General features: G+C 38.0%; 24 protein-coding genes. 4 read left to right on the top strand and 20 right to left on the bottom strand.

The window, feature by feature from the left end; translation table 11 throughout:
- Positions 1–99: 99 nt before the first annotated feature.
- From DQN24_RS01375 to DQN24_RS01340, 8 genes are all read right to left on the bottom strand, one after another.
- A complete protein-coding gene (locus DQN24_RS01375; RefSeq protein WP_050837864.1) occupies positions 100–1,104 on the bottom strand; it encodes a substrate-binding domain-containing protein in 1,005 nt (334 codons plus the stop codon).
- A gap of 27 nt (positions 1,105–1,131) precedes the next feature.
- Positions 1,132–2,052, bottom strand: coding sequence for a ribokinase (rbsK, locus tag DQN24_RS01370; protein ID WP_111695280.1), 921 nt, complete (start codon positions 2,050–2,052; stop codon positions 1,132–1,134).
- A 97-nt stretch (positions 2,053–2,149) separates the two neighbouring features.
- The gene (rbsB, locus tag DQN24_RS01365; protein WP_050837866.1) at positions 2,150–3,028 is read right to left on the bottom strand and encodes a ribose ABC transporter substrate-binding protein RbsB; all 879 of its coding nucleotides are present in this window, start codon (positions 3,026–3,028) and stop codon (positions 2,150–2,152) included.
- Positions 3,029–3,047: 19 nt separating this feature from the next.
- Positions 3,048–4,016 (bottom strand): ribose ABC transporter permease, encoded by a 969-nt coding sequence (gene rbsC / locus DQN24_RS01360; RefSeq protein WP_050837867.1) that lies wholly within the window; start codon positions 4,014–4,016, stop codon positions 3,048–3,050.
- A gap of 15 nt (positions 4,017–4,031) precedes the next feature.
- On the bottom strand, positions 4,032–5,513 hold the full coding sequence (rbsA, locus tag DQN24_RS01355; protein WP_111695279.1) for a ribose ABC transporter ATP-binding protein RbsA: 1,482 nt from the start codon (positions 5,511–5,513) through the stop codon (positions 4,032–4,034).
- Between the two features lie 13 nt (positions 5,514–5,526).
- Entirely contained in the window at positions 5,527–5,946 is a 420-nt protein-coding gene (gene rbsD / locus DQN24_RS01350; RefSeq protein WP_005639835.1) for a D-ribose pyranase, read from the bottom strand.
- Positions 5,947–6,108: 162 nt separating this feature from the next.
- Complete coding sequence (gene rmuC, locus DQN24_RS01345; RefSeq protein ID WP_111695278.1) at positions 6,109–7,551, bottom strand: DNA recombination protein RmuC; 1,443 nt, start codon at positions 7,549–7,551, stop codon at positions 6,109–6,111.
- 163 nt (positions 7,552–7,714) lie between these two features.
- The gene (locus DQN24_RS01340) at positions 7,715–9,010 is read right to left on the bottom strand and encodes an NAD(P)/FAD-dependent oxidoreductase (protein WP_111695277.1); all 1,296 of its coding nucleotides are present in this window, start codon (positions 9,008–9,010) and stop codon (positions 7,715–7,717) included.
- A 140-nt stretch (positions 9,011–9,150) separates the two neighbouring features.
- On the opposite strand from DQN24_RS01340, the gene DQN24_RS01335 reads away from it, so the two are divergent.
- Positions 9,151–10,203 carry an extracellular solute-binding protein gene (locus DQN24_RS01335; protein ID WP_042611148.1) on the top strand — a complete coding sequence of 351 codons (1,053 nt, stop codon included), beginning with the start codon at positions 9,151–9,153 and terminating at the stop codon, positions 10,201–10,203.
- A 69-nt stretch (positions 10,204–10,272) separates the two neighbouring features.
- Here the strand turns inward: DQN24_RS01335 and hslU are convergent, their stop codons facing one another.
- Both hslU and hslV read right to left on the bottom strand, forming a co-directional pair.
- Positions 10,273–11,607: an HslU--HslV peptidase ATPase subunit gene (hslU, locus tag DQN24_RS01330; RefSeq protein WP_065245050.1), complete on the bottom strand. Its 1,335-nt coding sequence runs from the start codon at positions 11,605–11,607 to the stop codon at positions 10,273–10,275.
- Between the two features lie 10 nt (positions 11,608–11,617).
- Positions 11,618–12,145: an ATP-dependent protease subunit HslV gene (gene hslV, locus DQN24_RS01325; protein ID WP_065245049.1), complete on the bottom strand. Its 528-nt coding sequence runs from the start codon at positions 12,143–12,145 to the stop codon at positions 11,618–11,620.
- A gap of 220 nt (positions 12,146–12,365) precedes the next feature.
- Between hslV and aphA the strand changes: the two genes are divergently transcribed.
- A complete protein-coding gene (gene aphA, locus DQN24_RS01320; protein WP_005630577.1) occupies positions 12,366–13,073 on the top strand; it encodes an acid phosphatase AphA in 708 nt (235 codons plus the stop codon).
- A gap of 68 nt (positions 13,074–13,141) precedes the next feature.
- Here the strand turns inward: aphA and secB are convergent, their stop codons facing one another.
- Both secB and DQN24_RS01310 read right to left on the bottom strand, forming a co-directional pair.
- A complete protein-coding gene (gene secB, locus DQN24_RS01315; protein WP_048946741.1) occupies positions 13,142–13,651 on the bottom strand; it encodes a protein-export chaperone SecB in 510 nt (169 codons plus the stop codon).
- A gap of 13 nt (positions 13,652–13,664) precedes the next feature.
- The gene (locus tag DQN24_RS01310; protein WP_005648518.1) at positions 13,665–14,111 is read right to left on the bottom strand and encodes a rhodanese-like domain-containing protein; all 447 of its coding nucleotides are present in this window, start codon (positions 14,109–14,111) and stop codon (positions 13,665–13,667) included.
- A gap of 224 nt (positions 14,112–14,335) precedes the next feature.
- Between DQN24_RS01310 and ansB the strand changes: the two genes are divergently transcribed.
- Together ansB and DQN24_RS01300 are read left to right on the top strand one after the other, a co-directional pair.
- Positions 14,336–15,385 carry an L-asparaginase 2 gene (gene ansB, locus DQN24_RS01305; RefSeq protein WP_021034628.1) on the top strand — a complete coding sequence of 350 codons (1,050 nt, stop codon included), beginning with the start codon at positions 14,336–14,338 and terminating at the stop codon, positions 15,383–15,385.
- 152 nt (positions 15,386–15,537) lie between these two features.
- Positions 15,538–16,860 (top strand): anaerobic C4-dicarboxylate transporter, encoded by a 1,323-nt coding sequence (locus DQN24_RS01300; RefSeq protein ID WP_050848036.1) that lies wholly within the window; start codon positions 15,538–15,540, stop codon positions 16,858–16,860.
- Positions 16,861–16,984: 124 nt separating this feature from the next.
- On the opposite strand, the gene htpX is transcribed toward DQN24_RS01300, so the two are convergent.
- The 8 genes from htpX to tig all read right to left on the bottom strand — a co-directional run bounded on the left by htpX (position 16,985) and on the right by tig (position 23,666).
- Entirely contained in the window at positions 16,985–17,839 is an 855-nt protein-coding gene (gene htpX, locus DQN24_RS01295) for a protease HtpX (RefSeq protein WP_162837812.1), read from the bottom strand.
- Positions 17,840–18,002: 163 nt separating this feature from the next.
- Positions 18,003–18,392 (bottom strand): RidA family protein, encoded by a 390-nt coding sequence (locus tag DQN24_RS01290; protein WP_012055182.1) that lies wholly within the window; start codon positions 18,390–18,392, stop codon positions 18,003–18,005.
- A 57-nt stretch (positions 18,393–18,449) separates the two neighbouring features.
- The gene (locus tag DQN24_RS01285; protein ID WP_111695276.1) at positions 18,450–19,202 is read right to left on the bottom strand and encodes a VacJ family lipoprotein; all 753 of its coding nucleotides are present in this window, start codon (positions 19,200–19,202) and stop codon (positions 18,450–18,452) included.
- 97 nt (positions 19,203–19,299) lie between these two features.
- Positions 19,300–19,857, bottom strand: a complete 558-nt coding sequence (gene nusG / locus DQN24_RS01280; protein WP_005648601.1) for a transcription termination/antitermination protein NusG — start codon at positions 19,855–19,857, stop codon at positions 19,300–19,302.
- Position 19,858: 1 nt separating this feature from the next.
- Positions 19,859–20,275, bottom strand: a complete 417-nt coding sequence (secE, locus tag DQN24_RS01275) for a preprotein translocase subunit SecE (RefSeq protein WP_005648602.1) — start codon at positions 20,273–20,275, stop codon at positions 19,859–19,861.
- 143 nt (positions 20,276–20,418) lie between these two features.
- On the bottom strand, positions 20,419–21,654 hold the full coding sequence (clpX, locus tag DQN24_RS01270) for an ATP-dependent protease ATP-binding subunit ClpX (protein ID WP_111695275.1): 1,236 nt from the start codon (positions 21,652–21,654) through the stop codon (positions 20,419–20,421).
- Between the two features lie 9 nt (positions 21,655–21,663).
- Complete coding sequence (clpP, locus tag DQN24_RS01265) at positions 21,664–22,275, bottom strand: ATP-dependent Clp endopeptidase proteolytic subunit ClpP (protein ID WP_257003823.1); 612 nt, start codon at positions 22,273–22,275, stop codon at positions 21,664–21,666.
- 92 nt (positions 22,276–22,367) lie between these two features.
- Positions 22,368–23,666, bottom strand: coding sequence for a trigger factor (gene tig, locus DQN24_RS01260; RefSeq protein WP_006995277.1), 1,299 nt, complete (start codon positions 23,664–23,666; stop codon positions 22,368–22,370).
- Between the last annotated feature and the right edge of the window lie 153 nt (positions 23,667–23,819).

Here is a 23,819-nt window from a genome sequence, read left to right as displayed (position 1 = left end):
TCCTAAATTAAACAGTGGGTTAAATAAACAAAAAAACCGCAAAAAAATAGCAGTTTTTTTGAAAATAGCAATAAGGAAATTGAGTTATTCTTATTTTATTTATATGTTTGAAGGGGTAGAAATTGATCCTCTCAAAATACAGGTCGGCTCTAACACTAAAGTGCGGTAATTTTCATTAGGATTTTTAATTCGTTGCAATAGTGCTTCTACAGCAAGTTTGCCAAGTTCAGCTTTCGGTTGGCAAATGGTGGAAAGGGGAGGTGAGAGATAACGAGCCAATTCAATGTCATCATAGCCCATAATTGAAAGATCTTGCGGAATACGTAAGCCTTGTTGCTGAATAGCTTGGTATGCACCAACAGCAATAGTATCACTACAACAAAAAACTGCTGTTGGACGTGAAGATTGAGTAAGTAAAGATTGTATACCAAGGGCACCGCCTTCAAAGTCAAAATGACTTTCGACAATCCAATGAGGATTTAACGCAATTTTTGCTTCCGACAGCGCATTTTTATAACCTTGCAAACGATTTTGTGCGACAGATTTTTTGAGATTTCCCGTAATAATGCCAATTTTACGATGTCCTGCATCGATTAATGCTTTTGTCGCCAAATAGCCACCAAGTGCTGAATTTTCGAGTATTTTATCTGCATTTAACTCAGTAAACCACCAGTCCATCACAACGAGTGGCAGCGAAATGGCTAACTCTATATCAGCCTGAAAGCGGCTATCACCACACATCAAAAGCAAACCATCCACTTGTTTGTGCATTAGAGTTTGCAGATTTTGTTGTAGGCGTTTGGCATCGCCACCAGTGGCAGCAATAATAAGATTATATTGATGCTGCTGACAATATTGCTCCACGCCAGCCATCACTTCTGCAAAGAATGGATTATTTGTTGCGGTGACAAGTAGCCCGATAGTTTTGGTTTCGCGCACCTTAAGACTTCGTGCAACAGCTGAGGGGGTGTAATTCAGTTCAGCGACAATACGCATCACTTTCTCACGAATTTCATCGCTAACAAAACGCGATCCATTAATGACATGTGAAACTGTAGAAGTCGAAACTTGCGCCAGTCGTGCAATATCTTTCATTGTCGCCATAAAAACACCCTAAAAATTCACCGCACTTTAAGCGTATTCAAGAAAATCTAAAGTTTCTTGACGCGTTGGAATAGAGGATTGAGCCCCTTTTCTCGTCACACTAATCGCAGCGGCAGCTTGCCCAAAACGAATGGCTTCATCAAAGGATTTTTCTTCCAATAAAGCCGTAACAAAACCGCCATTAAATGTATCACCAGCTGCGGTAGTATCTATTGCTTGCACACAAAAGCCCTTAATGATGCGGCTTTTACCTTTTCGACTGACAAACACGCCTTTCGCACCAAGGGTAATCATCACGGTTTCAATACCTTTATCGTGAAAAACACTCGCAGCTTTCACCGCACTTTGCTCGTCGGTTACCGTTACCCCCGTCAAGATTTCAGCTTCTGTTTCATTTGGTGTAATAATATCAATCAAACTCAATAATTCGTCCGATAAAATCTGCGCTGGAGCAGGATTTAGCACAACCTTAACACCATTTTTCTTAGCGATTTGAGCAGCCAGCTCCACACCAGAAAGTGGGGTTTCTAATTGCATTAATAAGCAATCCGATTGTGCAATTTGCGCCTCACTTTGACGAACAACCATTTCACCTAAATGTGCATTTGCACCGCTAGCCAGCACAATACTGTTCTCGCCCGATTGGGCAACTTGAATAAATGCCATTCCTGTCATTTCCTGTGAAACAGTATTAATATGGGTTGTATCAATTCCTTCTTGCGCAAAGGCATTTTTCATTGTTTCGCCAATGCTATCTGATCCAATACAACTAATGAACGCTACCTTTGCCCCTAAGCGAGCAGTCGCCACTGCTTGATTGGCACCTTTGCCACCATAGGCAATTTGATAATTTTGACCAGTTAGCGTTTCACCGGGTTTAGCAAAGTAAGGCACAGAAATAACGTGATCAGCATTGATACTACCGAGAACCGTGAGGGTTTTTCTCATTATTTTATCCTGTATTGTTATATTTTTTCTTTCTACACAATGGGACAAATATAATTTGCCCCATAATGTTATATAACGAGCTTATTCAGTAGATAGATTATTCGCTTATTACTTTCAAATCTACTGGAATTTTCGCTTCAACTTTTTCGCCCTTTAAGATTTTATCAGCGGTAACAACACCTAATGAACCAATAAGCTCGGGTTGTTGTGCGATAGTTGCCGCCATTTTGCCACTTTTTACAGCTTTTACTCCATCATCGGTACCATCAAAACCTACGATAAGGACTTTTTTATTTGCTGCTTTCACCGCACGCAATGCACCTAATGCCATTTCATCATTTTGCGCAAAAATTGCTTGAACATCACCTTTAGATGCCAACAAATTTTCCGTTACATTCAAACCTTTTGTTCGATCAAAATCTGCTGGCTGACTGGCAAGCACATTGAATTTATGAGCATCAATAGCTTGTTTGAAACCCTTGCCTCGTTCGCGTGCTGCAGATGTTCCCGCAATACCTTCAAGTTGAATCACCTTGGCATTATCGCCTAATTTCTGTGCGATAAAATCACCTGCCATTTTACCACCTGCGATATTGTCAGATGCAATATGGCTCACTACGTTTCCTTTAGCTGCGCCACGATCTAATGTAATTACTGGAATATGCTTACGGTTTGCAATCGCCACTGCGTTGCCAACTGCTTCAGAATCAGTTGGATTGATCAATAATATTTTTGCACCACGCACAGTTAAATCTTCAACATTAGCTAATTCTTTAGCTGGGTCATTTTGTGAATCAAGCACCACTAACTTATAACCTAATTCATCCGCTTTTTTCTGTGCGCCATCTTTTAACGTTACAAAAAATGGGTTATCTAATGTAGATACTGCCAAAGCGATTGTGTCTTGTGCAGAAGCAGAGCCAGAAACAGCCAAACCTAATAATACAGCAGAAGTAAGTGCAGTTAGTTTTTTCATAGTTTCTCCTTAAAGTGAGTTACAGTTTTTTTGTACCAAGATAGTTATCGGCTAAAACAGCAACCAAAATAACCAACGCTTTTGCTATCATTTGATAGTAAGATGAAATATCTAATAAATTTAATGCATTGTTTAAAAATCCGATGATTAATGCACCGATGAGAGTTCCCATTACACGACCTTTTCCTCCCATCAAACTGGTTCCACCGACTACCACGGCAGCAATTGCATCTAATTCATAAGATACGCCAGCAGTGGGTTGAGCAGAAGATAAACGTGAAGTAACAATTAAACCTGCTAATGCAGAAAGAAATCCACTGGCAGCAAAAACAAATACTTTGATTTTATTGACATTAATACCAGAAAGTTGAGTTGCTGATTCATTACCACCGAGCGCGTAGATATAACGACCAATAGGCGTGTGTTTTAAAATATACCAAGCGACAGCAAACACGATACTCATAATCCAAATTGGTACTGGGATACCTAAAAAATAGCCTGTACCAATGCTAGCAAATAGATCAGCATTATCCGAAAAACCTGTCGTAATAGGACGACCGTCTGTATAAACCATTGTCACCCCACGTAATAATGTCATCGTAACAAGGGTAGCAATAAACGCCTGAACTTTCCCTTTCGCCACAATTGCACCACTTATGCTACCAAGAAGTGTTCCAATCAATAAAACCACAGGAATTACTAAAAAAATAGGCAATTCAATACTTACCATTGAGGCTGCAATAGCGCCAGTCAATGCCAATACAGACCCCACAGAAAGATCTATACCTGCAATTAAAATAACGAAAGTCATCCCAACTGCAATAATCGCATTAACCGAAGTTTGACGTAAAATATTCAAAATATTATCTACACTGAAAAAATCGGGATTTATTACCGATACAATTGCGATAAGAATAATCAATGCAATAAAAGATCGTTGTTCAATCAAAAATTTGCCTATTTGGATAGAAGATGTTTCAGTTTTCATCATATTTACCTACGCTTATTTACCGATAGCTGCTGCTAATAATTTTTCTTGAGTTGCGTCTTTGCGAGAAAATTCTGCACTGATTCTGCCTTCTCGCATAACCAAAATGCGGTCACTCATACCAAGCACTTCTGGCATATCAGATGAGATCATTAAAATACTCAACCCTTCTTTCTTAAATTCGTTAATCAGCTGATAAATTTCTTTCTTCGCGCCAACATCTACGCCACGAGTTGGTTCATCTAAAATCAACACATTTGGGCGAGTCATTAATCCACGAGCGATTGCCACTTTTTGTTGATTTCCACCAGATAGCAAACCTACTTGTTGATCACGGTTAGGTGTTTTAATGTTAAACATCAAAATAAAGTCATCTACTGCCATTTTTTCCGCTTGATGGCGAATACTGCCTTTTTGTGAAAAATGATCGAGCGATGTGAGCGACATATTTTCTTTCACCGACATGCCTAAAACCAAGCCATCACCTTTACGATCTTCAGAAATATATACAATGCCATTATCCAAACCATCTTGCGGACTACGATTCTCAATCTCTTGATTTTTTAACCGCACTTTTCCCGCTGTTTTTGGCAAAGCACCGTAAAGTAGCTTGCCGAGTTCCGTTCTACCCGCGCCCATTAAGCCTGATACGCCGACAATTTCACCGGCATGCAATTTGAAGGAAACATCATCAATGCCGCTTCCGCTCACATGTTTCACATCCAATACACATTCGCCTTTTTCTTGTGATAAATGCGGATATTGTTCATCAAGACGACGACCAACCATCATTTCAATTAAATCATCTTCTGTAATCTCTGCCACAACGCGTTCACCGATAAATTGACCATCGCGTAAAACCGTCACATCATCACAAATTTGGAAAATTTCTTTTAAACGATGAGAGATATAAACAATGCCACGATTTTCTGCTTTGAGTTCACGAATCACATTGAATAGGGCTTCAGTTTCCGTATCTGTGAGCGCATCGGTTGGTTCATCCATAATGATAACTTTGGATTCAAAACTTAAAGCTTTGGCTATCTCCACCATTTGTTGCTCACCAATAGAAAGTTCTGAGCATAATTTTTTACTACTATGGGTTACACCTAAACGAGCTAACAGCTTATCTGCCTCGGTATACATTTTTTGCCAATTAATTGCCCCCCAAGGGGTTTTAAATTCACGACCAAGAAAAATATTTTCCGCAATAGTGAGATTGCCAACTAAATTAAGTTCTTGGTGAATGATACTAATACCAGCTTCCTGTGAGGCTTTAGGTCCATTGAAATTAACTGATCGATTAAGATACTCAATCGTACCTGCATCTTTGGAATAAATACCAGTAAGCACTTTCATCAAAGTTGATTTACCCGCCCCATTTTCCCCCATCAATGCCATTACGCGTCCAGCGTAAACAGATAAACAGGCATTATTCAAGGCTTTCACACCCGGAAATGACTTATCAACACCACTAATTTTGAGTAAAGTTTCCATAATTTCACTCTAATTAAAATGGTACACCAGAATATAAAATGACATTGGCATAAGGTGAACATTCGCCAGTACGAACAATAGCTTTACTTTCGAGGGTAAATTTTTTAAAAGTTTCGTGCGATACAAATTCCACTTGTATTTGATTACCCTGATGACTTTCAAGTTGTTGAAGTTGTGTTAAAAGTGCGGTCAATATTTCCGGATTTTTTTCTTTAATTTCTTCTGCAATAACAACGCGTTCAACATACATTTCATTCGTTACTACATTCAACGTTTGTAGAAAACTTGGTACACCTGCAGTTAATGCGAGATCGATACGTTCCACACTTAACGGAATTGGAAGTCCCGCATCGCAAATCGTCAAACTTTCCGTATGACCAAGTGTAGCAATGCAATGCGAAAGTTGCGCATTCAATAAAGCTGTTTTTTTCATCTAAAAGCTCCTTTTTTGTTATCGAAACGTTTCGATAAGACAAATATAGATAACAAAAATAGAAAAACAACTAAGAAATTTCAAATTTGGGATATTGATCACAAAATTTCTAGATAGGACAAAAAATTCTCCAACCAAATTTGCATTCAATCGGAGAATAAATTATTGAAGATTTTCTTGATTTAAGACATTCAACCTCACCAAATCCACCTGATTATTTAACAACTCCACATCGGGCATTGTTTTATTGGCTTTTGCGGAAAGGGTTTTAAATCGTTCTACTTTGCCAACTAAACCTTGTTGGCCAACAAGTGCGGTTACTGTGCTGTTGTATTGGTTGCTGACGGTAGAAAGCGTATTGCCGAGTTTGTTTAAACGCTCTGCCACCAAACAAATTTGGTTATAGATTTCGCCCGCTTTTTCAGCAATTTCTTTTGCCTCAGCATTACCACGTTCGATACGCCACAGGTTTGCTACGGTACGTAAAATCGGCATTAGCGTAGTGTGAGAAACCATAATTACGTTACGTTCATAACCATAATTAAATAAAGCAGGATCAGCTTTTAAAGCCTCAATATACGCAGGTTCTACCGCAATAAACATAAGAACAAAATTTGGGCTACGCATACCAATCAGATTGCTGTAATCTTTTTTATGCAGATCGTTAATATGACTTTTCAATGCGGAAATATGTTCTTTGAGTAAACGCTCACGTTCAAAATCATCGTCAGAATTTACCGCACTTTCATAAGCCACCAACGACATTTTGCTGTCGATAATTAAATGTTTATCATCGGGTAAATTCAACACAAAATCAGGGTAATTGCGTCCACCTTGTTCATCTTTAAAATGCGCTTGAGCACGGTAATGCACATTTTCTTCAAGCCCAGCCAGTTGCAACGCGCGTTCTAATTGCACTTCGCCCCAGTTACCTAACGTTTTCTTTTCGCCTTTCAGTGCAGAAGTTAAATTACTCGCCTCTTGCGACATATTCAGACCAATTTCCAGGACTTTTTTGATTTCAGCTTCCAAGCCTGCATTACCTTTCACGGATTCGGAGTGAATTTCATTGACCCGTTTTTGGAAACCTTCAATTTGCTCACGGAAAGGCTTGAGCAAGGTTTCCAAAGCAGTTTGATTTGATTGACTAAATGATCGACTTTTTTCATCCAAAATCCGATTGGCTAGATTTTGAAATTCCACGCCCAACTGCTGTTTAGATTGTTCAAAGTTCTGTTGTTGCTCTGAAAAATGTTTTTCTTTCTCTGCTAAGGTTGTTTGTAACCCCGTTAATTCTTGAGAAAGTGCGGTTAATTTTTCGGTCAAATTTTGTCGTTCTTGTGTGAGATGATGTATTTGTTCATCACGTTCAGTTAAACGATATTGCAGCCCTTGATTTTCAGTCTGTACCTTAATTATTTGTTGTTCAAACTGGTTTCTAATGCTACTAAGTTCATCAAATTTACTTGCAAGCTGATTATAATCTTGAGTCGTTTTCGATAATTCTTGATGAAGATGTGTATATTTTTGCTGGCGTAGAATAAGTAATAAAATCAATATAATAACAACAGCTAACAAGCTGAAAAGTAAGAAATTTTCTGACATATCTCTCTCTTAATGGAAAACACAAATTGTAGTGAAAAATATTATTTTAATTCTGCTTTAAAGTGCGGTAAATTTTTTAACTGATTTAGAATTTATGCCCATACAAAAATTAATTATTCTAGTCAATTTTGATGGCAATGCTTTAGAAAAACATTGTTGTATTTTAACGGTATTTATCTAAAAACTTGTAATACTGTACACCAATCTTTGTTGCAAGATCTTTGATAATTCGACCACCATAAACAGAGGGGACTTTCAGGCTTTCAAAAATAGATAAACGTTCATCGTCGCCCAAAATCGCCTCCGCTACAATTCGTCCTGCAAGACCAGTCAAAGCAACACCGTGACCAGAATAACCATGAGCAAAATAAATGTGCGGAGAAATACGACCAAAATGTGGCGTTGAATTTAATGTCATATCAATCGGGCCAGCCCAGCCATAATCGATTTTTACATTTTCAAGTTGCGGGAATACACACAACATATTTTTCCGCATAACCGCGACCATATCTTTTTCTGAGCTAGAATCACTACCAAAAAGCAAGCGATTGTCAGCACTTAAACGATAATAGTCTAATAATAAATTGTTATCGCACACTGACATGCCATTATTAATGACAGAATCAGCAACCGCTTGGCTTAACGGCTCTGTGGCGATAATAAAACTTTCCACAGGTAATATTTTACGATTAATTCCGTGATGAATAGATTTCGGGAGCGCATCAATATAAGCATTGGTGGCTAAAATAACGTCTTGAGAAATAACCGCACTTTTAGCTGTTTTAACCTCAACGCAACCATTTTTCTCAACCATATCCACGACAGGAGATTGTTCAAAAATTTGAACACCCAGATCGACGCAAGCTTTCGCTAAACCTAAACAATAATTAAGTGGATGCAAATGCCCTGAGTTACTATCAAATAAGCCGCCGACATAAATATCACTGCCTAAGTGCTGTTTTAATTTAGTTTTATCCCAAAGTTGCATATTCTGATAGCCAAAATTTTTATGACTTTCTTTTTCCATTTCAATTAAGTCATCCATTCGGCGTTCATTTAATGCTAATGTGGCATAGCCTTTTTTCCAGTCGCATTGAATGCTATATTTTTCAATACGTTCATCAATAATATCAATGGTCTCTAATGACATATTCCAAAGTTTATGTGCTTTATCTTCGCCAACTTGTTTAACGTATTCATCAATGCCTTCTTCAAAGCCATTAATTGCCTGCCCGCCACTACGACCAGAAGCACCAAATCCTACTCTTGCGCCCTCTAAGACAATGACTTTTTTTCCTTTTTCCGCTAGTTCTAATGCTGCAGATAAACCAAAAAATCCAGCCCCGATCACACATACATCAGCATGTTCAATTTGAGTGAGCGGCGGGAATTGAAAATCTTGGTTACGAGAGTCGAAATAATAAGAGCGAACGTGTTCTTGATAGGCAAAATTAAGCATAAAAAATCCCTTAGGAAAAAACTGGCAAAATCTTACCCCGAAAGGGAAATATGTCAAACCTTTTAGAAAAAAATGCTATACTGCGCGCGCGCAAAATTTGCGTGTTTTATGATGAACGATAACCCTCGGAGGTCAATAAATTGAAAAAATTCTTTGCTCACTCACTCAAAAATCTTTTCCTTTCCACCACCGCACTTTTTGCGGCTTCCGCTTTTGCCAATAACAAACTTTACGTCTATAACTGGACAGACTATGTGCCTTCTGATTTAGTCGCACAGTTCTCTAAAGAAACTGGCATCGAGGTAATTTATTCTACCTTTGAAAGCAACGAAGAAATGTATGCGAAACTTAAACTTACTCAGAATACTGGTTCTGGCTATGATTTGGTGTTTCCATCAAGTTACTACGTAAATAAAATGATTAAGGAAAAGATGCTTCAACCGATTGATCAAAGTAAATTGACCAATATTCATCAAATCCCTAAACATTTATTAAATAAAGAATTCGACCCAGAAAATAAATATTCATTACCTTACGTTTACGGCTTAACTGGTATTGAAGTTAATGCGGATGAGATTGATCCTAAAACCATCACTAGCTGGGCGGATTTATGGAAACCTGAATTTAAAGGCAAAGTTCTCATGACCAGTGATGCACGTGAAGTGTTCCACGTAGCATTATTACTGGATGGTAAATCGCCAAATACCACCAATGAAGAAGACATCAAAACAGCTTATGAGCGTTTAGAAAAACTGTTACCAAATGTAGCGACTTTTAACTCTGATTCTCCTGAAGTCCCTTACGTACAAGGCGAAGTTGCAATTGGTATGATTTGGAATGGTTCTGCTTATTTAGCACAGAAAGAAAATCCATCTTTGCAATTTGTTTATCCAAAAGAAGGGGCTATTTTCTGGATGGATAATTATGCTATTCCGAATTCCGCTCAAAACGTGGAAGGCGCACATAAGTTCATTGACTTCTTACTTCGCCCTGAAAATGCAAAAATTGTTATCGAACGCATGGGCTTTTCTATGCCAAATAATGGGGCGAAAACATTGCTAAGCGCGGAAGTTGCTAATGATCCAAAATTATTCCCACCAGCGGAAGAAGTAGAAAAAGGAATTATGCAAGGCGATGTAGGAGAAGCGGTCGATATTTATGAAAAATATTGGAGTAAATTAAAAACTAATTAGTTTCTCAATTTAGAAAACAAAAAAGTGCGGTAAAAATTTACCGCACTTTTATATGTAAAATTTTTATCTTTAAAGAATAAAACGGCTCAAATCTTCATTTTCAACCACTTCGCCAAGTGCATCCGCAACATAAGCCGCATCAATATTGACCGTTTGACCATTCATATCGCTTGCGCTGAAAGAAATTTTATCCATTAAACGCTCCATTACCGTATGCAAACGGCGTGCACCGATATTTTCCGTTTTTTCATTCACACGGAATGCAGCCTCAGCAATTTTCTTAACCGCCTCTGTTGTAAATTCAATATTCACGCCTTCTGTTGCCATCAACGCTTTATATTGTTCGGTTAAAGAGGCGTGAGGTTCTGTTAAAATGCGCTCAAAATCCGCCGCACTTAATGCGGTAAGTTCAACACGAATCGGCAAACGCCCTTGTAGTTCAGGGATTAAATCTGAAGGACGAGCAACTTGGAATGCACCCGATGCAATAAATAAAATGTGATCAGTTTTAACCATTCCGTGTTTGGTGCTAACTGTCGAGCCTTCTACTAACGGAAGTAAATCACGTTGCACACCTTCACGCGATACATCAGCACCACTGTATTCACCTTTCTTACAAATTTTGTCGATTTCATCGATAAAGACGATCCCATTTTGTTCCACAGCATCAATGGCTTTTTGTTTAAGTTCTTCAGGGTTAATTAATTTCGCGGCTTCATCATCAATCAACGCTTTCAACCCATCTTTAATTTTCATTTTGCGTTTTTTCGTTTTGTCTGAACCCAAATTTTGGAACAATGATTGCAGTTGATTTGTCATTTCTTCCATGCCTGGAGGAGCCATAATTTCAACCCCCATAGATACGCCAGCAGACACATCAATTTCGATTTCTTTATCATCTAATTGACCTTCACGTAATTTTTTACGGAACGCTTGACGAGTACTGCTGTGACTATCATGGCTTTCAACTTCGCCCCACTGATTTTTTGCTGGAGGAAGTAAAGCATCCAAAATACGCTCTTCAGCCGCGTCTTCAGCTCTTGCTCTGTTCTTCGCAATTTCCTGCTGGCGAACAAGCTTCATCGCACTATCCGTTAAATCACGAATAATGGAATCCACCTCTTTCCCCACGTAACCCACTTCGGTAAATTTCGTTGCTTCTACTTTGATAAATGGTGCATTAGCTAATTTTGCCAAACGGCGCGCAATTTCAGTTTTACCCACACCAGTTGGGCCAATCATCAGGATATTTTTTGGGGTTACTTCGTGACGCAGAGGTTCTTGAAGCTGCATACGACGCCAGCGATTACGCAGCGCAATCGCCACTGCACGCTTTGCATCGGCTTGACCAATAATATGTTGATCTAATTCAGAAACTATTTCACGAGGAGTCATTTCAGACATAGCTTTTTCCTTAATTCGGTAATTCTTCAATAGTGAGATTGGTATTTGTGAACACGCAAATATCACCCGCAATTTTCAAAGATTTTTCAACAATTTCACGAGCAGAAAGTTCGGTATTTTCTACCAATGCACGTGCTGCAGACAACGCATAGTTACCACCCGATCCGATTGCTAAAATTTGATCTTCTTCGGGCTGAACCACATCGCCAATACCCGTGATGATTAAACTTTCTTTTTCATCCGCCACAATTAACATCGCTTCTAACTTACGAAGTGCGCGATCGGTACGCCAATCTTTCGCTAATTCCACCGCACTTTTTAGCAAATGCCCTTGATGCATTTCAAGTTTACGTTCAAATAATTCAAAAAGCGTGAATGCATCAGCCGTGCCACCTGCAAAACCAGCAAGCACTTTGCCATTATATAAACGGCGTACTTTACGGGCATTACCTTTCATTACGGTATTGCCTAAAGAAACTTGTCCATCACCACCCACGACGACTTGTCCATTGCGACGTACGCTTACAATCGTTGTCATTATTCAGTCCTTTTTATAAAGTGAAAAGTTGTTCGTTATATGGCGACAAATTGATTAAATTCAAGAGGAAAATTTATATTGACGATTTATTCTTCACTCATAAATAAAAATGTGAACTGGATCATACTTTGAACTAGCAAACGATTGCTAGTCATTGAATGCATATTAAAAAAGTGTATGATGCGGACGATTTTTAAATCAACATTTGTGAGGAAACACAATGAAAAACATCATGAAATTATCTGTAATCGCACTTTTAACTGCAGCTGCAGTTCCAGCGATGGCAGGCAAAACTGAACCTTATACTCAATCTGGCACTAATGCTCGTGAAATGTTACAAGAGCAAGCAATTCATTGGATTAGTGTTGATCAAATCAAGCAAAGTTTAGAAGGTAAAGCACCAATTAATGTAAGCTTTGATATTGATGATACTGTGCTTTTCAGCAGCCCTTGCTTCTACCACGGACAACAAAAATTCTCACCAGGTAAACACGATTATTTGAAAAATCAAGATTTCTGGAATGAAGTAAACGCAGGTTGCGATAAATATTCTATTCCTAAACAAATTGCCATAGATTTAATTAATATGCATCAAGCACGTGGCGACCAAGTTTACTTTTTCACTGGCCGTACTGCAGGTAAAGTAGATGGCGTAACACCAATTTTAGAAAAAACGTTCAATATTAAGAATATGCACCCAGTTGAATTTATGGGCAGCCGTGAACGTACAACAAAATATAACAAAACGCCTGCAATCATTTCACATAAAGTGAGTATTCACTATGGCGATAGCGATGATGATGTACTAGCAGCTAAAGAAGCAGGTGTTCGTGGTATTCGTTTAATGCGTGCCGCAAACTCAACTTATCAACCAATGCCAACTTTAGGCGGCTATGGCGAAGAAGTGTTAATTAATTCAAGCTATTAATTGACCGCACTTTAGCAACAAAAAAGGCAAGCTAGGATTTCTAACTTGCCTTTTGTTTTGCTATTTAATTAATGTTTAGTTTGTTCTTCTTCAGGTTTTTCTTCTGCATTTTCTGCTTGTTGGCGATTCATATATTCAACAAACAATGCATCAAAGTTTACTGGAGATAAGTTTAATGCAGGGAACGTACCACGATTTACTAAGTTAGACACTAATTCACGTGCATAAGGGAAAAGCATATTCGGGCATTGAGAGGTTAAACAATGTGCCATTTGAACATCTTCTAAACCACTAATAGTGAACACGCCTGCTTGTTTAACTTCGCAAATAAATGCTACATCGCCACTATCTTCAAGTGTAGTTTCAACAGAAATGTTTAATACCACTTCATATAAGTCATCACCAACTTGAGTCGTTTCAGTGCTTAAATCAAAACCAAGTTTTGGTTTCCATTCTTGTTGGAAAATATGCGGAAGATTTGGTGCTTCAAAAGACACATCTTTCACATAAATACGTTGAATTTGAAGAACGGGTTGTTGTTCTTCTGTTGCTGCAACGTCTTGTTTTTGTTCTGACATTTTCTATTCCTTATTATTTATGTTTTTTAACTAAAGGTAAATTTGCTGCTACCCACGCGGAAAGGCCTTCTTTCAACACAAATACAGAATTAAAACCTTGTTTGGTTAAAAATACTGCAGAAGCAGAGGCTGAAGTACCATTTGTATCGACTAATATAAGAGCTTTCTCTTTATGCGACTCTAATTTTCCGATATTTTGATTTTTAATTTCGCTTGGAAGCACATTAATACTATTAATGATATGTCCACGTTGAAATTCTTCAAGACTACGTAAATCTACCACAATGGCTTCATCGGAATTTATTAACCGAATAACTTCATTGTGCGTAATTACTTTAAATTTACTCGTTGCGCCTTTATAGAAGGTATAAATCACCATCACGAAAATCGCAAACCAAGAAACCGCTAAAAGAGTATGTTTTTGAGCAAACTCTGTTGCCATTGAGATAAATTCTTGCATTGTTTTCTCTACTGATTAAGTACGTCAAAATAGGGCTCAAGTATAACCGCACTTGGGTTATCTTTCAAAAAAATTATGCTTAAATTCCGTACTTGCATAAAGGTTATACAATCAACAAAAAAATTATGTGATCGAGATCATAAATTTGTTTTTCCATTGTTTATAAATAACTTAATTTAGTTAGACTACTTTGGAGAAATTTTTATTCATCTTAGGAGAAATCTATGAAATTAACTAAATTAGCCTTATGTACTTTATTTGGTCTAGGTATTTCAATAGCAAATGCAGCAGACTTGCCAAATATTACAATCTTGGCAACGGGTGGTACCATTGCAGGAAGCGGGCAAAGTTCAGTAAATTCTGCGTATAAAGCTGGACAATTAAGTATTGATACTTTAATTGAAGCCGTACCAGAAATAAAAAATATTGCCAACATTAAAGGTGAGCAAATTGTAAAAATAGGTTCACAAGACATGAATGACGAAGTCTGGCTAAAACTGGCAAAAGCCATCAATGCTCAATGTAAAAGTACTGATGGATTTGTCATTACCCATGGTACAGATACCATGGAAGAGACGGCTTATTTCTTAGATTTAACCGTAAAATGTGAAAAACCGGTTGTTCTCGTAGGGGCTATGCGTCCTGCGACAGAAAAAAGCGCTGATGGCCCATTAAATCTTTACAATGCTGTCGTCGTCGCGGCAGACAAAAAATCGAGTGGTCGTGGTGTTTTAGTCGCAATGAATAATGAAGTACTAGGTGCTCGTGATGTCACAAAAACCAGTACTACCGCAGTGCAAACTTTCCATTCGCCAAATTATGGTTCTCTAGGCTATATTCATAACAGCAAAGTGGACTATGAACGTTCCCCAGAAAGCAAACATACCATCAACACTCCATTTAACATAGAAAAATTAGACCACCTACCAAAAGTGGGGATTATTTATGCTTATTCAAATGCACCAGTTGAACCATTAAACGCATTGCTAGATGCTGGCTATCAAGGGATTGTATCAGCTGGAGTTGGCAATGGAAATGTTAATGCTGCACACTTAGATCGCTTAGAAAAAGCTGCGAAAGATGGCGTCGTTGTAGTTCGTTCTTCTCGTGTACCAACTGGCTATACAACTCGTGACGCTGAAGTTGATGATAGTAAATATGGCTTTGTAGCATCAGGTACTTTAAATCCACAAAAAGCACGAGTTCTCTTACAATTAGCTTTAACTCAAACTAAAGATCCAAACGTAATTCAACAATATTTCGAAGACTTTTAAGATTAATAGTAACGGTAGTGCGGCTCGAAATAACCGCACTTTTGACCATAATTTATTGATCCAAGTTATGGAATCTCTACCTATTTGTTGCTATATTACACGCCGTTTCAACAAATAAAACAAAGTGTTTTTTTATTAACTTAGGGGGCAGTATGTCTGCAATGTTTTTACTACAATTTGCCATCGTATTATTGTGTATCTTTGTGGGTGCGCGTGTAGGTGGTATCGGTTTAGGTGTATTTGGTGGTTTAGGTCTTGCCATTCTTTCTTTTGGCTTTGGCTTGAAACCAGCAGGTTTACCTATTGATGTTATGTTTATGATTATGGCTGTAGTGGCAGCCGCGGCAGCAATGCAAGCAGCTGGCGGTTTAGACTACATGATCAAAATCGCAACCAAAATCTTACGTCGTAATCCTAAACACATTACGTTTATTGCACCAGCAGTAACTTGGTTATTCACTCTCTTAGCGGGTACTGGTCACGTGGCATATTCTGTATTGCCAGTTATCGCTGAAGTGAGCCGTCAAAACGGTATCCGTCCTGAACGCCCAATGTCAATGGCGGTAATTGCATCACAATTTGCTATCGTAGCAAGCCCAATCGCTGCAGCGGTGGTGGCTGTGGTTGCTTACCTTGAGCCACAAGGCATTCATCTTGGCGATGTTTTAATGGTAACCATTCCTTCAACTATTCTAGGACTTTTCCTTGCTTGCTTATTTGTTAATAAAATGGGTAAAGAGTTAAAAGATGATCCAGAATATCAACGTCGTTTAAATGATCCAAAATATGCAGATATTTTTGCTTCTACCACTTCAGTCAAAGAAGTAGAAGTGAGCAAAACAGCTAAAATTTCCGTTTCTTTATTCTTATTTGGTGCTTTACTTGTCGTGTTAATGGGGGCAGTTCCTTCTATTCGACCTGTTTTTGATGGAAAACCAATGGGAATGGCACATACCATTGAAATTATTATGCTTTCAATTGGTGCATTGATTATCTTAACTTGTAAACCAGATGGCACAGCGATTACCAAAGGTTCTGTATTCCATGCAGGTATGCGCGCAGTAATCGCAATCTTCGGTATTGCTTGGTTAGGTGACACCTTAATGCAGGCACACATTACTGAAGTAAAAGAAATGGTAAAAGGCTTAGTTGAAACTGCACCATGGGCATTTGCTTTCGCGCTATTTGTACTTTCTGTATTAGTAAACAGCCAAGGTGCAACAGTAGCAACATTGTTCCCACTTGGTATTGCATTAGGTATTCCTGCGCCAGTATTAATCGGTGTATTTGTTGCTGTAAATGGTTACTTCTTTATTCCTAACTACGGTCCAATCATCGCATCTCTTGACTTCGATACCACTGGAACAACCAAAATCGGTAAATACATTTTAAACCACAGCTTTATGCTTCCGGGTTTATTAAGTATGCTTTTCTGTTTGTTAATCGGTTTAGGTCTTTCTCACATTATTCTTTAAAATGTGATGCAATAACAAAGAACGGTGCTGAAATAGCACCGTTTTTATTGTTCTAATATAAACTGAAAATAACTCAAAAAATAACCGCACTTTGATATATAAGTGCGGTTATTTTTTATAATTTTTAAAGATTGCGTAAGGCTTCAATACGCTTTTCGAGTGGTGGATGGCTCATAAAGAGTTCACTGCGTTTACCATTAATCATAAAGGCATTTAAAGAACCTTCGAGATTTTGTGGTTCGTGAAGTTGTTGCAAACGTTGCAGTGCCATAATCATTTTTTCTTTGCCTACTAAACTTGCGGAACCAGCATCTGCACGAAATTCGCGGTAGCGTGAGAACCACATTGCGATAATACTCGCAAGCACACCAAAGAGCATTTCCAATACCATAGAAACCAAGAAATAAATACCTGAACTGCGCGTTTCCTCTCCATTATTGTTACGCGAACTTGCTACCGCCGTTGCGATAACGCGAGACAAGAAAATTACAAAAGTATTCAATACGCCTTGCAATAACGCCATCGTCACCATATCGCCATTGGAAATATGAGAAATTTCGTGTGCTAAAACAGCTTCAGCTTCAGCCTCCGTCATGTTGTTTAATAATCCCGTACTCACTGCTACCAAAGAGTTGCTTTTTGTCGCGCCTGTAGCAAAAGCATTCACATCGGGTGAATGATAAATTGCCACGTCTGGCATGGGAATACCCGCTTTCTGTGCTTGGCGACTAACGGTATCAATTAACCAACGTTCAGTTTGATTACGAGGTTGAGTAATCACTTCTCCATCTACAGAACGTAATGCCATTGTTTTAGACAGGAATAAGGAAATTAATGAACCAGCAAAACCAAATAGCAAAGCCATAATTAAAATGCCGCCAGTGCTATTTCCTGCAATACCAGTCACACTTAAAATAATCCCCAATACCAGCATTACAGCCATATTGGTTGCCAAGAAAAGAAGAATTCGCATCATAATGTGTTCTCTCAAAGTTAGGGTTAAGTATTTCCTTTGTGGGGAAAATTCACAAAAAATTCAAGGTGTAATGTAAAATTTTTGTTATCAGCAGATAAACAAAAAGTGCGGTCAAAAACTTGCGAGTTTATGACCGCACTTTTAAACAAGGGTTCAAAATAGAAAATTATTTTCTCACTGCAATCGCTTCGATTTCTAATCCCACATCTTTTGGTAAACGCGCAACTTCCACACAAGAACGAGCAGGGAAGTTAGGATGATTATTTTCTTTAAAGAAACGTTCGTATTCTGCATTAACTGCTGAAAAGTCGTTAAGATCTTTCACAAAAACCGTTGTTTTTACAATATCTGCGGCGGTTAAACCCGCTTTCTCGATAATCGCTTTCACGTTTTCTAAAGATTGGCGTGCTTGTGCAACGATGTCCGCAGGCACTTCGCCTGTTGCAGGATTCACGGGAATTTGCCCTGAGGTTAAAACTAAATTGCCAAGATCAACCGCTTGAACATAAGGACCAATGGCCGCAGGTGCTTTTTCAGTATGAATAATTTGAGTCATTATTTTCTCCTTAGTTGATAAAAAGTGCGGTTCTTTTTTACCGCACTTTTCTGTTTATTAATCAATTTCTTTTAGTATGTCATCGGGAAGTGATTCTTTGCTTTCGACTAATTTCCCATCGTTTACTTTGAATTGTAAATTTTGATAATAAGCTTCTCGGAACGTGATATATGGATCTTGAGCTTGACGTAACAATTCTGCATTATTGAGATTTTTCGCACGGCCATCCACTGCTTGCACACCATATTTCACTAATGCCCATGGGCCACCAACCCATTGCCAGAATGGATACATATAAGCCGCATCAACCACAGCTCCTGTTAATTGACGTGGCGTTGTTGCATTATAAATCGGTAGCACAATATAAGTGCCAGCATCTACGCCGTAGCTACCTAAAGTTTCCCCAAATCCACGTTGATTATCTATGCGTAATTCTTTGCTTGCGCTCGCAAAATCAATAAAACCACCTAGTCCAAATACAGTGTTAATCCAAAAGCGATTAAAGTGAACAAATGCTTTTTTCGGTTCGCCTTCAATTAAGCGGTTTATGAAACTGACTGGCTCATCAAGATTATTTGCGATGCCAGCAAGACCAGAAGAAATCGGCTTAGGCACATAGTTGTTCCAACCTTTTGCAACAGGTTCTAATACATAGCGATCTAGCACATTATAGTTAAACTTCCACATAGTTCGATTGAAGCCTTCAAGAGAATCATTACGCTCACTCGCTTGTTTCGTGTCGTTGTTATTTGCACAACCTGTTAGTGCAATGGCACCCAAAAGTGCGGTCAAAATTGCCTTTGTTTTCATTTTTGATCCTTACATAAATATGGGATTATTCTACCTAATTTGTTAAATAAAAACAAAAAACCGCACTATAAAAGTGCGGTTATCTTTTAATTATTTCTTAGTGTATTTTTTCAACTTGACCAAATTCAAGCTCAACTGGTGTTGCACGACCAAAAATTGATACAGACACTTTTAAGCGACCTTTTTCATAATCTACTTCTTCTACTGTACCATTAAAATCAGCAAATGGACCTTCAGTCACACGAACTTCCTCGCCTGGATGATATTCATTTCGATGACGAGGTTTATCAGTATTTTGTTCAAGGCGATTTAAAATAGTATCCGCTTCACGTTTAGAAATAGGCGCAGGTTTATCTGGTGTACCACCGATAAAACCCATCACTCTTGGCACGCTTTTTACTAGATGCCAAGTTTCATCATTCATTTCCATTTCTACAAGTACATAACCTGGAAAAAATTTACGTTCACTTTTGCGACGTTTTCCTGCTACATTTTCCACCACTTCTTCAGTTGGCACTAAAACTTCACCAAATTGATCTTCCATTTGTTGTTGTTTGATGTATTCACGTAAAGTTAGAGCTACACGACTTTCAAAGCCAGAAAACGCTTGTAATACATACCAACGTTTTTTTGATACTGTTGTTTCTTCAGTCATTTTAGAATCTCAAATCAGTTAAGAAATTAATTACTGTCACAATAATCGAATCTACTGCCCAAAAGAAGAGAGAAGCAATCATTGTTACCCCGATAACGATCAATGTTGTCTGACGTGCTTCAGCACGGGTTGGCCATACGACTTTACGCGCTTCTGTGCGAGAGTCATTAAAGAATGCGCGTGCTTTTGTTCCTTGATTAGTAATTGCCGCTAAAATAAATGCAATGACTAATGCAATAGCCATACCAATAACACGAATCGGTAAAGAATAGATTTGTTGGAAATAAATATTCCCAATTGCCGCAGCAGCAAAAAAGATCACAGCTAAAACCCAAAGGAATGTATTTAAACCTTTAGACTTGCCTTCAACGATCACTTCTTGCGTATTTTTCTTTTTATCAACAATTTCGGTTGCCATAGAATTGAATCCGTTTTAAATGGAAATGTAAGAATAATGCCATAAGAACGTGCGATTGTAGCATTTTCTTTTCGCCTTGCCTATTGAAAATAAGCATCAACATAGAAAATCTGGCGAAAACAACCGCACTTTTGCGATTAAATCTAATATTCTAATTTTGGTGCAAGATTATCTACAATTGTCGATTCATCAACGATAACTTTTTGTAAATTCTCAAGAGACGGTAGATCATACATTGTATCTAACAACACTGCTTCTACAATAGAACGTAAGCCACGCGCACCTGTTTTTCTTTCAAGTGCTTTTTTCGCCATTGCTTTTAATGCTTCTGGTGTGAAATCCAATTCTACTTTTTCCAATCCAAATAAGGCTTGATATTGTTTAATTAATGCGTTTTTTGGTTTTGTGAGAATTTGTATCAGTGCATCTTCGTCTAATTCACTTAATGGGGCAATCATTGGCAAGCGTCCGATAAATTCTGGAATTAAACCAAATTTCATCAAATCATCAGGTTCAACTTGACGGAATAATTCAGAAAGAGATTGTTTTTTTTCATCTTTTTCAACTTTGGCATTAAAACCAATACTCGTACTGGTTTGAGTGCGTTTATCAATAATTTTATCTAATCCTGCAAATGCACCGCCGCAAATAAAGAGAATTTTAGACGTATCCAATTTTACCATTTCTTGTTGTGGATGTTTACGACCGCCTTGAGGTGGAATTGAAGCGATTGTACCTTCAATAAGTTTTAATAAAGCCTGTTGCACCCCCTCCCCTGAAACATCTCGAGTAATTGATGCGCCTTCCGATTTACGGCTAATTTTATCAATTTCATCAATATAAATAATGCCTTTCTCTGCTTTTTCAGTATCGTATTCACAATTTTGCAAAAGTTTCTGTAATACATTCTCCACATCTTCTCCCACATAACCAGCTTCCGTTAATGTGGTTGCATCCGCCATCGCAAAGGGTACATTTAAACGACGAGCTAATGTTTGCGCAAGTAACGTTTTTCCGCTACCTGTAGGCCCTATAAGTAAAATATTACTTTTGCCAAGCTCTACATCATTGCTTTCATAGTTAGTTCGCAAGCGTTTATAATGATTATAAACCGCTACAGAAAGCACTTTTTTCGCATAATCTTGACCAATAACATAATCATCCAGATGGGCGCGAATTTCGTGAGGCGTTGGCAATTTATCTTTATTTTCGACCGCACTTTCCTCTAAATTTTCATCATTACTTTCTTCAAGCATTGAGTGACAAAGTTCAATACATTCATTACAAATATAACCGTCTGTGCCAGCAATTAATTTATCTACTTCGTCTTTTTCTTTTCCGCAAAAAGAGCAGTGCAAATCTTTATCTTTGTCTGTCATTGTATACCCTTAACGTTTAACTAAGACTTCATCCACCAAACCATACGCTTGTGCTTCTTCAGCTGACATAAAATTATCGCGGTCGGTATCTTTCTCAATACGCTCAATACTTTGTCCAGTATGGAATGCTAAACGATCATTTAAGGTGTGTTTAATTTTCAAAATTTCTTGTGCGTGAATTTGAATATCCGATGCTTGACCACGGAAACCACCCAAAGGTTGATGAATCATCACTCGCGCATTAGGCAATGCAGCTCGTTTGCCAGCAGTTCCGCCAGCAAGCAAGAATGCGCCCATTGAACAAGCTTGACCAATACAAAGAGTGCGAATATCTGGCTTAATAAATTGCATTGTGTCGTAAATTGCCATACCTGCGGTCACAGAACCGCCTGGAGAGTTGATATAAATATTGATGTCTTTAGTTGGATCTTCCGATTCTAAAAAAAGCAACTGTGCCACAATTAAATTTGCCATACGATCTTCCACTTCTCCACTTAGGAAAATCACTCGTTCTTTTAATAAACGGGAATAAATGTCGTACGAACGTTCGCCACGCGAAGTCTGTTCAACGACCATAGGAATTACACTCATTTTCTTACCTTTTTCATTAAAACTGCTAATTATTTTATCGTAAATAACCCACAAATAAAAATGCGATCGCTTTTATTAAAAAGAGCGACCGCACTTTTATTCAATCATAATAATATTACTTATTATGCTTGTGGATTCATAATTTCATCGAATGAAGAAACTTTTTCTGTTACTTGTGCTTTTGCAAGTACTGCATCAACAGCTTGTTCTTCCAATACTACATTGCGAATATTATTCATTAACTCTTCGTTTTTACTGTAATATTCCACAACTTCTGCTGGCTGCTCGTAAGCTGATGCAATATCTGCAATCATTGCTTTAGCGCGTTCTTCATCAGCTTTTAATTCATTAGATTTAATCACTTCAGAGAATAATAAACCCACTTGTACACGACGAGTTGCTTCCGCTTCAAATAATTCACGTGGTAACTGTGCAGTTTGTTGTGCATTACCGCCAAAACGTTGAGCTGCTTGATTACGTAATACATTAATTTCTTCTTCTACTGCAGAAGCTGGCACATCAATCGGATTTTGTTCAATTAAACCATTGATTACTTGTTGTTTAACACGAGAAACTAACGCATTTTTCAATTCACGTTCCATATTTTTACGGATTTCTGCACGCAAATCAGCAACAGACTTAGTATTAGGGCCAAATTTAGCAACAAATTCATCTGTTAATTCAGGCAACACCATATTTTCGATTTTTTTCAAAGTGATCGCAAATTTTGCTGCTTTACCTTTCAAGTTTTCTGCGTGGTATTCCGCTGGGAAAGTCACATCAATATCAAATTGCTCACCTGCTTTATGACCAACAATTCCTTCTTCAAAACCTGGAATCATACGACCTTGACCCATAAATAATACGAAGTCAGTAGCTTTACCACCTTCAAATTCTTCGCCATCTACAGAGCCAACAAAATCAATAGTGACACGATCATCTGCTTTTACAACATCTTGACTTTCAGCCCAAGTAGCTTGTTGTTTACGTAACACATCGATCATTTTATCAATGTCAGCTTCCGTGATTTCAACAGTTGGTTTTTCAACTTTAATATTTTCTAAACCTTGTAATTTAACTTCTGGATAAACCTCGAAAGTTGCAGTGAAAACTAAGTCTTTACCTTCTTCAAAAGTTTCAATAGCAAAAGTTGGACGACCTGCAATATTAATTTTTTCTGCAATAACAGCATCAAAAAAATGACGTGGTAATAAATCGTTTAATACATCTTGACGAATTGACGCACCAAAACGTTGTTCAATGATATGGGCAGGAACATGGCCTTTACGGAAACCATCTACGCGCACATTTTTTGCAGCACGTTTAAATTCTTCACGAACGGCTTTAGAGACAATTTCAGTTGGAACGGTAATCGCTACGCGGCGTTCTAAACCTTGAGTTGTTTCAATATTTAATGACATTTGTTACCTCAATTAATTTGCACTCGGTCAAATCCACACCGAACACGTTTGTTAAATAAAAAGACACTCAATTATAACGAAAGAAATCTACGCAGTCGATAAAAGAGTGATTAAAAATTAAATTTTGATGATTTTAAAATATGACTTACAAAC

Source organism: Haemophilus influenzae (genome assembly GCF_900475755.1).
In the GTDB taxonomy this organism is placed as follows: Bacteria; Pseudomonadota; Gammaproteobacteria; order Enterobacterales; family Pasteurellaceae; genus Haemophilus; species Haemophilus influenzae_D.
Note: the sequence above shows the minus strand (reverse complement) of the source record. Positions and strands in the feature narration are given on the sequence as shown.